The following is a 3,401-nucleotide window of genomic DNA, read 5'->3' as shown; positions in this document are numbered from 1 at the left end:
GAACGAGGGAGTCGCCCCGAGCGCGGTAACAATGGTCGAGCGGATCCCGCGGATCCCGATGGTCGGGTCAGGAATGTAAATGATCTGATGCCGGGAAGGTTCCAGATGGGCCAGCGCAGCGCGGGCAGCAACGGTTTTCCCGGCACCGACTTCCCCGGCGATCACACCCATGCGACGCTGCTCGATGCACCAGGATATGCGGGCGACGGCTTCACGGTGTCCGGTATGTTGATTCAAGGCAGCCGGCGGGATGTCACGGCCAAAAGGCATGCGGGTAAAACCAAAATAGGATTGCAGGGTATCGATCTGGCTCAACGGGATTCCTCCTTGATGGTGGGCTGTACCTGGTTGCCGGTGGTGGTTTGGTCGTGGAGGTCAGCGAAGCTGATCGGCGCCCCGGTCAATGACTGGCGGTGGCGGGTAGCGACCAAGTCCAGGTAGTTGATGCCTGTGCTGATGTTGGTCGCAGTGTCGTTGTCCTTGACCGCGTTGGTGACTTTGGTATGCACGTGTCGACCAATATCTATCGGCTTCGCGATTCCTGCCGGGACACCTTGGCGGTTGTTGACCGTGATGAGCCCGTCAAGGTCGAAAGGGTCATAAACCAGCTCAACCTTCGTGCCGGCCAGCAACGGGTCGACTTCGTAAATATTCGAATGCAGGGACACCGTCCCGGTCTTGCCCACGGTGCGAACATCTGACCACAGAAACGCCTGCCGGATGACTTCCAAGGGTTTACTCACCGGGGAGCGGTGTTCCCAAGACGCTTCCCACCGTGCCAACGGGGTTTGCCCGGTACTGGAGTGCACGCTGTGGTGGTAAACCATGTTCACCCACGCAGTAAACAAGGTATTCAACTCATCCAACGAACTGATCTGGGAGCCTGCTTCCGGTTCGGTGCCGGGCAGCATGGGCGTGTCGGTCACGGTGATCTCGCCCAGGAATTGGCTCGTGACCGTGTTAAAGAACCGTTCGATCTTGCCTCTGCCCTGGGGTCGGTACGGGGCCGAGTGCACCAACCGGATCCCGAGTTTCGCACACGTCCTCGCCAACGATTTATCACTCATCGCTGCCCCATTATCCAGATATGCCACTTCGGGGATTCCGTGGGTTTCCAGGGCCGGGCGCAGCACTGCTGAGAGGCGGATGGCGTCCTCGGCGTAGGCCCAGCGGGCGGCGGTGACCATGCGGGAATGATCATCCAGGAACGCGAACAGATACGTTTTCCGGGCCCCAATCCGGGGCCCGTGTAAAGCGTCACCGACCCAGATCTCGTTACTGTGATTGGTCTCGAAGCGGCCGGTGGCTACCGGGCGGGCACCGGTGGAAATGTTCTTCGCTCTAAAGTGGCGCAGCAGTGTTGTCTCTGAGGGTGCCTGTCCGAGGGTTTCGGTGATGATCCGTTTGATCTGGGCTGAGGTGCGGTTCGGCTTCTCACGCTTGAGCGATTCAGCCAGGGTCAGCACGGTCGGATCAGTACCGATAGTGGTGGAGCGTTCTTCGGGTTTGAGCCCGTCGAAGCCGTGTCGGTGCCAGGCTTTGATCCAGCGGTCAAGGGTCTCCCTGGAATAGCGGCGGGTTCCACCGAACGGCCAGGGGTGATCCACTGCCGCCAACGCCCGTACCAACGGCCCGCGCTGGCGGGTACTCAACGACGGATCTGCCACGCCTCGGATCACTTGATATCGGAACAACGCAATATTGTCCCGGTGTTCCTTACGCATCAGCGGTGTGCTGGCCCGCGGAGCCGCGCTGGCCGGTAGCGGCGAGACCACGGCAGGGAACTGCTGCTCCAGTGCGGGGGCCCGTGGCGGGGCAGGGTCAAGTTCGTGGGGCAGGTGGGCTGGAGCATGCGTCATCGAAAAGGGTCCTTCCAGTGGGGTGAAAACAAGGGACCATGCCAACTGCGGGAAGCAGAAATGGCAGGTGAACCCCACCTTCGCCCATTTACCGCACTAGCGGCAGGGTGGGCTGGTGTTGCACGCATCGGGCCATCCGACCCGGCTGAAGAACCATGGCCCATGAGCAAGCAAGGCAGCAACATGCCACGTCATCATGACGACCGGGGCGGCACTAACTCCATGGTGGTGGGCGTCGGTCAACACCCGGGCATGAGCGATCAGCATGCCTAACGCATGAGCAGCAGCGGTCGGTGACGGGGACGGCCAGTACCCCAACGCCTCCGCTGTTCCCCGGTGCACTCGAGCAGCGAATGCTGCCACGATCGCCGGAGCATTCGCCCTGAAGTCCCGCAGCCAATCCCGCACCGTGCTCTGGGGCCGATCAAGCCTGGCAGCGATCTTCCGATGGCCCAGGCCCGCGGCAGCACTGAGTTCCACGGCGTCGGCGATCACTTCGGCATGATCGGCACGGCGGCAAGCAAACTCAGCCGGCAACAAGATATGGGTGGCACCACAGCTACAACACCGCCCCCTGCGCGGGATAAACCGTCGATTCATCACCGGGACCCCGCAACGGATCACACGCTCCACCCCAAAACCCCAAGGCCGCAGCCGCCCACGGCACGCCGGGCACATAAGCTCACGGTCAAAGAGCTGGGATTCGACAGCGGCAGGATCGTGGCTTACCGTAAGCAACAGCGCGACTCTTTTCGCGTTAGAACGACCTGGTGCGGCTTCGAAACTGGCACCGGGTCGTTCGTCTTTTAAGATCAGGAACAAAATCCCAGATCAAGGGCTCATCGTCAGCCTGACGCCGCCAACGAAGAACGTCAAGAGGTCAACAAGGAAACCCGACTCACCACGCCACATCGTCAGACAACCCGACTACCCGCGGTCATCCAATGCGACGCGCAACACCGAGTGTCAAAAGCCCCCGCACTATTGGAGGCAGTCTGGTTGTCCAGGGAAGCAATGACCTTCTCTCCGGGTGGCGAGTAGGCCGTAACCTCCAGGGGCTTTTGGGTACTAGAGGCTAGAAACTGTCAGGCGGGGTTCACTCTCCTGGCCTGCTGCTCGGAAACAGTGGGCAGAACAGCGTGATTTCAGCGTCAGCTCACCGGAGATTGCTAGCCCAAGATGCTGTTGGACCTCATGGCATAGATATTCGGTTGAACACGCTCGAACCCCTCGTGGACAAGGCCGGAGGTGTCGTAGTTGTCGGGAACAAGCACAGCTGCAACAAGACCTTCCACGACTATTCGGACCAGTTCGGCGCCCGAATCTGCGCCATTCCAACAGCCCGTAGTCCATTCAGACGGTTGCTGATCTGGATAAACGGTCAGACAGGTTGCGGTTGCGTCCGCGGTTTGTCCTACGAAATACCGGATCCCGTCATGTGTAGCCAAAAGCCTGGTCGTGGACTCTTCGGATGAGAAGGGTGGAACCCCAGTGGGGATGGCGTCGGACGGCGTTGCGTCGCGGTCGAGCGCGCTGATTACC

General features: G+C 60.7%; 4 protein-coding genes. All 4 read right to left on the bottom strand.

All coding sequences use genetic code 11. The annotated features are described in order from the left end of the window. Positions 1-315 (bottom strand): AAA family ATPase (locus ACT3TS_RS19425; RefSeq protein WP_444533173.1); only part of this gene is annotated, 315 nt, incomplete at its 3' end. Beyond that, positions 312-1,859: a DDE-type integrase/transposase/recombinase gene (locus ACT3TS_RS19420; RefSeq protein ID WP_444533172.1), complete on the bottom strand. Its 1,548-nt coding sequence runs from the start codon at positions 1,857-1,859 to the stop codon at positions 312-314. The genes ACT3TS_RS19425 and ACT3TS_RS19420, both read right to left, overlap by 4 nt. Before the next feature lie 96 nt (positions 1,860-1,955). Continuing rightward, positions 1,956-2,459, bottom strand: coding sequence for a helix-turn-helix domain-containing protein (locus tag ACT3TS_RS19415; protein ID WP_444533174.1), 504 nt, complete (start codon positions 2,457-2,459; stop codon positions 1,956-1,958). A 569-nt stretch (positions 2,460-3,028) separates the two neighbouring features. After that, a partial coding sequence (locus ACT3TS_RS19410; protein WP_444533171.1) for a hypothetical protein occupies positions 3,029-3,401 on the bottom strand: 373 nt, incomplete at its 5' end.

It is taken from the genome of Specibacter sp. AOP5-B1-6 (genome assembly GCF_052376555.1).
In the GTDB taxonomy this organism is placed as follows: Bacteria; Actinomycetota; Actinomycetes; order Actinomycetales; family Micrococcaceae; genus Specibacter.
Note: the sequence above shows the minus strand (reverse complement) of the source record. Positions and strands in the feature narration are given on the sequence as shown.